The sequence below is a fragment of the Lentilactobacillus parakefiri genome, assembly GCF_002157585.1.
GTDB classification, from domain to species: Bacteria; Bacillota; Bacilli; order Lactobacillales; family Lactobacillaceae; genus Lentilactobacillus; species Lentilactobacillus parakefiri.
In genome coordinates, this window is record NZ_BDGB01000045.1 from 22,682 (window position 1) to 28,949 (window position 6,268).

Annotated in this window: 6 protein-coding genes and 2 tRNA genes; 2 read left to right on the plus strand and 6 right to left on the minus strand. The window is 40.4% G+C overall.

The window, feature by feature from the left end:
• The first annotated feature begins 7 nt into the window (after nucleotides 1-7).
• Both LPKJCM_RS05000 and LPKJCM_RS05005 read left to right on the plus strand, forming a co-directional pair.
• Nucleotides 8-832, plus strand: a complete 825-nt coding sequence (locus tag LPKJCM_RS05000) for a LicD family protein (protein ID WP_057962627.1) — start codon at nucleotides 8-10, stop codon at nucleotides 830-832.
• 74 nt (nucleotides 833-906) lie between these two features.
• Nucleotides 907-1,215, plus strand: a complete 309-nt coding sequence (locus LPKJCM_RS05005; protein WP_057962628.1) for a DUF960 domain-containing protein — start codon at nucleotides 907-909, stop codon at nucleotides 1,213-1,215.
• Between the two features lie 179 nt (nucleotides 1,216-1,394).
• Here LPKJCM_RS05005 and LPKJCM_RS05010 read toward each other — a convergent pair.
• From LPKJCM_RS05010 to LPKJCM_RS05035, 6 genes are all read right to left on the minus strand, one after another.
• Nucleotides 1,395-1,466 (minus strand) — tRNA-Asn (locus LPKJCM_RS05010).
• Nucleotides 1,467-1,580: 114 nt separating this feature from the next.
• Nucleotides 1,581-1,652 (minus strand) — tRNA-Asn (locus LPKJCM_RS05015).
• Nucleotides 1,653-1,742: 90 nt separating this feature from the next.
• A complete protein-coding gene (locus LPKJCM_RS05020; protein ID WP_057962629.1) occupies nucleotides 1,743-2,051 on the minus strand; it encodes a hypothetical protein in 309 nt (102 codons plus the stop codon).
• A 275-nt stretch (nucleotides 2,052-2,326) separates the two neighbouring features.
• On the minus strand, nucleotides 2,327-3,400 hold the full coding sequence (locus LPKJCM_RS05025; RefSeq protein ID WP_057962630.1) for an ABC transporter ATP-binding protein: 1,074 nt from the start codon (nucleotides 3,398-3,400) through the stop codon (nucleotides 2,327-2,329).
• Between the two features lie 105 nt (nucleotides 3,401-3,505).
• Nucleotides 3,506-4,285, minus strand: a complete 780-nt coding sequence (locus tag LPKJCM_RS05030) for a glucosaminidase domain-containing protein (protein ID WP_057962631.1) — start codon at nucleotides 4,283-4,285, stop codon at nucleotides 3,506-3,508.
• Between the two features lie 90 nt (nucleotides 4,286-4,375).
• Nucleotides 4,376-5,878, minus strand: coding sequence for a glycoside hydrolase family 73 protein (locus LPKJCM_RS05035; protein WP_057962632.1), 1,503 nt, complete (start codon nucleotides 5,876-5,878; stop codon nucleotides 4,376-4,378).
• Between the last annotated feature and the right edge of the window lie 390 nt (nucleotides 5,879-6,268).

The following is a 6,268-nucleotide window of genomic DNA, read 5'->3' on the forward strand; positions in this document are numbered from 1 at the left end:
GATATTTATGGCTGATGATGTAATCTCATTAATTCACCGCGTCGAACTGAATCTTTTCAAGCAATTTGTGAAAATCACCCACCAACATCACATCAACTACATTGCTTTAGGCGGGACGATGCTTGGTGCTGTCCGCCATCAGGGATTCATTCCCTGGGACGATGATATGGACGTCGGCATGCTGCGGTCGGATTATGAGTATTTTTTGAAAGTGGCTAAAGAGGATCTCAAAGGGAGCCACTTTTTCTTACAAACCCCATGGACGGACGAAAATTACGCTCTGAGCTATTCCAAGCTGTTGGATAGGAATACCTTCATCGAAGAGAAGAACAACGTTAACAACGCACGTAAAGGGGTTTTCTTGGATATCTTTCCCTTAGACCGAATTCCGGATTCCACTGCTCGTCAACGGCGGCAAATCTTAGACATGAGAAGATTAGACAGCCGGATTTATTTAAAGCTGCGGTATAACGTCATTGATAACCCGATTCGCAAATTTCATACTTCCCTTTCTGCGGAGCAAGCCGAAACGGCTGAGGATTTCAAAAAACAACGTCAAGAAATTATGACCATGTACAATGACAAGCCCGCGTTAATGACTATTAAAAATCTCGCATCACAATATGCTTATGAAAAAGAGATTCTCACCCTGGACCAATTGGCTAACACAACCGACCTGCCCTTTGAGGATACACACATTCGAGTTCCGGCAGATTACGACGCCATCCTCACAAGAATCTACGGGGATTACATGACACTGCCGCCGGAAAGTGCCCGGACCGAAAAACATATTGTCCGCTTAATAACAGATAACCAAGAGTTTGAACTATAACTAATTACTTGCGCTGGCCACATTAATTTGGTAGGTTACATATGACAAGCAATGCAGAAATGAAGGTGTTATGAATGTTTAATCCCAATGAATCTCGATTTGCCAGCTACACAATCGTTTCGTCGTTACCTGATGAAGCAATTGACAACGTTTGGTACATCATCGATAATGACTTGCAAGGGGTTTTCCAATTATCCAATCTAATCACATTTAATTTAGTTAATAACAATGGCAATTTATCCTATGATTTTATTCAAGGAAATGAATTGGTTGCCACTTTCGATTCACCCTACCCTTATGACAATGGTTATCCAAAATCATTGGTTGTTTATGACAGCGGCGATCGTCAAATTATTGCCACTCCCTCTGAAATCAATTTATAAAATTTATGCGTGCGTTCAAAGACCTAACCAGAAAATCTTTTCTTGGTTGGGTCTTTAATTGTCTAGAACAGAATCGTCCCCAATTTAGACCTTTCGGTAGGCTGTCGATTTACCAGCACCTTTAAAATGAAAAAAAGATCAAAAGAAAAGAGTAGGCAAGTTGCCTACTCTTTGTCTGACTGCTCCGGCTGGGTTCGAACCAGCGACCTCTTGATTAACAGTCAATTATTCTACCACTGAACTACGGAGCAAAAATATTTACGTGATGACCACTTAGATAATATATCATATCTAAGAGTGTGTGACAACTGGAAAATTGTATAAAAAAAGATTTTGAAGATCTGAAGACCTCCGAAAGATCTTTACTGCTCCGGCTGGGTTCGAACCAGCGACCTCTTGATTAACAGTCAATTATTCTACCACTGAACTACGGAGCAAAAATATTTTCTTTAAAAACGACATATATATTTATATCATATCCAGGGAAAATATGCAAACTATTTTATTATCTAAATTTCATCAAGCCACTAACTAATGTGATTTTCTTTAAGAATAATATCGACTTCTTTCTGCATTTCCGGCGTTTTTTGCCATTCTTCAAAGTGATCCATGTCTTCAGTTGGCATCGTATAGTTTTTGTTGATGTATTGCTCATATTTGGCCACGTGAGGAGAGTGTGGGATATTAAGCTGTAAGATCCTTACCTGCTTAATAAGCCCCCTCTCAGCGGCTAATTCTGCCCGTCCATTCTGCACCATGTTACTGATCTCGATATACTTGCTGCCATCGTTTCTGGTAATCTCTTCGATTAGTGTCAATACTTCGTGACTCTTCAACGTGTTACCTCCTTGTATTTACTCACGAAAACAATTATACATAAAAAAACTGGCGTTATAAAGACGTCAGTTTTTTAAGAGAGAAAGAGAATTGATTAGAAGATATTTATTTAGTACCCGAACATAATATACTCAATATTGAAAGCGCTGTCAACTAGATTTAGAAAAAAGGGTGATACAAAAATATTTAGTGTCTCACCCTTACTTCATCATTTTTGGATATTCCATTGCAGAAACGTGGAAACTAACCGCTTTAATTCCCACTCTCATCGAAATCATTCTTTCCCAGGTAAATGTAATGTTTGTGAGGGATGGACAATTGACGACGGATTATTAACGACGTGCGCCACTGAATGGCCGGAAATGTTAACCAAACAGAAAAAGACGACAACGATCAGAACTGCCCACGTCAATAATTGATTCCAAACTGACATTTTTTCGCTTATGACAGACCCATAAAAACGTTTATGAATCTTGGCAGGGATGTCCTTTTCATCAGGATTGGCACTTTGCTCCTGCTCAGTAATTTGTTTTTGATAATTTTTAATGCTGAAATTTTTCTGAACACTCTTGCGCTCAGTTTCAAACTTATGTTTTTCTTTTTTGCTTAGCTTCTTAAACCACTGCGTGAACTCGCGATACTTCTTGGTGACTTCTTTGGTTTCACCAACCATCTTGAGTTCACCATAGTTAATCCAGGCGACCTTGTCACACAGCATCTCAATTTGTTTGAGTGAATGGCTGACGAAAATAATGGTCTTGCCTTCCTGCTTAAACTCCGTAATCTTGTCAACACACTTCTGGTAGAATGTATCATCACCAACCGACAAGGCTTCATCAATGATCAAAATATCCGGATTGATGTGAACGGCAATCGCAAACCCCAGTCGGGATCGCATACCACTTGAATAACTTTTAACCGGCTGGTCGACAAAGTCACCAATATCAGCAAACGCAATGATATCAGGCATTAATTCGTCAATTTGTTCGTTAGTCAGCCCCTGCATTAATGACTTCAGACGGATATTTTCACGTCCAGTCAAGCTGCTTCTCAAGCCGGCGTGAATTGCAACAATTGATGTTTCTCCACGAACATCAACATAACCGGTGGTTTGAGGAATAATTCCGGAAATGATGTTGGAAATCGTTGATTTTCCAGAACCATTAACCCCAATCAATCCAAGCGTCTCTCCAGGTTTAACCGTTAGTGAGACGCCCATTAATGACCAGAAATGAGGAACTTGTTTTTTGGTAATCGAAAAGAACGACCGTAATTTTTCGGACTGGGTCTTAAATAGTTCATACTCTTTAGTAACATTTTCAACTTTTACTTTATAATCGTTTTCCATTGTTCCGCTCCTAATTTAAGAGAGACTAAATTCACGAGTAACATTATAACAAACTTTGCAACCAAAAAAAGGATTCCCAAATAAACTTTGCGAACCCTTAAACATCTATCGGCGGACAACTCGTTGCAGAGGCAAACTATTAAATTGGATAACCGCATCGCCTTGGTTAATGGCGGTTGCGCCATTGTCGTTGAAGACAAAGTTGGGGATAATCAGCTTCGGCACACTGTTGATCTTGGAACGAGAATTTTCTTCTCGAATTAAAGCCGACGTATGAGAATTGCCTGCCAACTGTTTATTGAGAGAGGCATTAATCTTCGACCCAATGTCTCCAGTGCTGACAGATCCGTCAAGCTTATTTAAATTATACTTGGAAATAATCGCATTTAATTTATTGCCGTAGTTCATATCGGTTGCGTAAGTTAGCGACAGAGCCATCGCAGCGTCACTTGATGAAAGAGCGTTAGACGTCCAAGTTCCCGCATAATAATTAGGATCCGTTAAGGTGCCGTGGCGCAATAAATAGGCGTTATCTTTGATTGAGGCGTCAACAGTTGGGTATTTTTTGAACGCCGCAGCGGTCATATAATGTTTCCCCTTTGATGTATACTCACCAGTACTCATGGTCACGGATTGGCCATTATAAGCCCCTTTGACCCCAAAGTAGTTGTTAGCGTCCAGTGATAGCTCGGAGCGGCCAAAGTCACTCTCAACGATTGCCTGGGCCATCATGACGGACGGATAAAGGTGGTTAGCCTTACTAATTTGAATCACTGGCGTTTTGAGTTGATTAATAAAGTCAGTCTCAATACTGGCGTGCGAGCTGTTTGCTTGGACAAAACAAAAGCCGGTAACCGCAACCGTGGCGATTATGGCTTTTATCATGACGTGTTTGAATTGCTTAATAATTCTAAAAACCTCCCAATATCGATGACACAAGGTTCAATGAGTGGCATCGCTTGCTTCCATATTCATTTATGATAAAAAGGTGCTGGAAACCCAATACTTAGCAGACGAACTGGGCGTCGAGATTCGATACCAAAGCGAATGGTCACTGACTTTATAGCCAATTTTGTCAACCTTTACCTTGGTTCCAATCTGTAGATCAACCTGATTAAGCTTGTAATGTTTCTGCAGATTCCCCGTTGAGTTTGCATGTTCATACAGATAATTCGAATCGGCATTTTTGAGGATCAACTTGGTTTCTGAGTGGTTAACCACCGCGACTGATCCAGGATATGATACTACATCAGAAGCTTTAATCCAACCTTTTGTCTTTCCGTCCGCAATTCGATACCAAAGAACGAGTCCCCTGCTCGTCTTCTGAAGGGCAGTTTTATTGACGTTATAGCCTTTATTGGCTGCAGCAATCGTCTTGACTTTTTTGAGTGGCTTAGACAGGTAACTGGAACCCACGATGTGATTGTAAATATAACCAGAAGAAGACTTACTTGGTGTCAGGGCACCGGTTGCAGTTCCGGAATAGGTTGTTGCAAAGGATAATGCAGGTGCACTGACCCAGAATTTTTTGGCACTGGCATTACTGTAAAAACGCAGTCGGTACCAGTTAGTTGAACTGTTGGCCTTTACACCGCGCATATCCAAATAGACTTGAACACGACTATTGACGCCCAGTTGTGACCAAGTATAGCGTTTCTCAGACGTCGTCGATCCCTTTACATGATTATATACGTAATATTTCTTGTATTTACTGGAAAGTGGTACTAAATCTTTTCCTGATGCCTTGTAATACTTAACCTTGGCAAGCTTTGGGGCGGCAGGTACCGGAGTAGCTGCAGACGAAGAGGTTGCCGAACTGGCACTGGAAGGACTTGCCGATGAGCTTTGGGATGCCGATGAAGATGAATCACTAACAGACGAGGTTGACGATCCATTGCCGGTCTCACCAAAAAGCTGATCCAAATTGTAAGTTTGGATAACCGTAATTAATGATTGACCATATCCCGGTGCAGTGGCATATTTACCGGTTAAAGCATTTGCGGCATCTTGATAGGTTGCCGCATTTTCCTTCCAAGAACCGGAATAGTATTTCGAATCCCAACTGGTTCCATTCCTTAACGTTGAACCGTTGTCAGCAAAAGAAGCGTAAGCAGTTGGATATTTTTTAAAGTTGGCAGTGGTATTAATCATCTGACCATTGCTATTATATTCGGTAGTCGGCATCGAAACCGAGGCCCCATTGTAGGCACCCTTAATTCCGAAGAAATTATTAGCCTCAGTGGTCAGCTGACTTTGCCCCCAGCCGCTTTCCAGACCGGCTTGCGCCATCATAACCGACCCATACAGGTTATATTTCGATGAAGCCTTGGTAACATCACTTTGATACTTTGAGATAAAACTGCTTGCTGTGGAAGCATAAGCTTGTTGGTATGTACTTTGGGCAGAAAATACTGTGAATAAAACCCCCATCCCCGTAACAAGTAAAGCAGTTAGCGCATACTTAATTATTTTATTCAATGATCCACACCTCCGTTTAGGCCACACCCCTATCATATTAGATAACGATGAAAAAATGAAGCCCCAAATAGAATTAATTAGCCAAAGAAGCTTTAGACTTTCTTAATAACTTTAACAACTCTTATAATATATCATTTTTGGATTGAAAACAAAAAAAGAAACGACACTTTGAAATTTTGGTTAACGTTAAATTCGTTCAACGTATCTTTTGAAATCTTTTTTGTCAAAATACTTGACTGAAGACAAGAAAAAAGGGTTCTACAATATCTGTTGTTGGTAATAGATTTTTATCTATTACTGATGACAGTTTTTTTATTTATCATTAGAATAAAAAAGCGGGCATTTCCTGTCCGTTCATCAAAACCAACAACCACGAAGATTTTAGAGAAA

Bases quoted from the DNA above. Each gene is read 5' to 3' on its own strand.
- LPKJCM_RS05005 (WP_057962628.1), top strand. From the start codon at position 907: ATGTTTAATCCCAATGAATCTCGATTTGCCAGCTACACAATCGTTTCG.
- LPKJCM_RS05030 (WP_057962631.1), bottom strand. From the start codon at position 4,285: ATGATAAAAGCCATAATCGCCACGGTTGCGGTTACCGGCTTTTGTTTT.
- LPKJCM_RS05025 (WP_057962630.1), bottom strand. From the start codon at position 3,400: ATGGAAAACGATTATAAAGTAAAAGTTGAAAATGTTACTAAAGAGTAT.
- LPKJCM_RS05000 (WP_057962627.1), top strand. From the start codon at position 8: ATGGCTGATGATGTAATCTCATTAATTCACCGCGTCGAACTGAATCTT.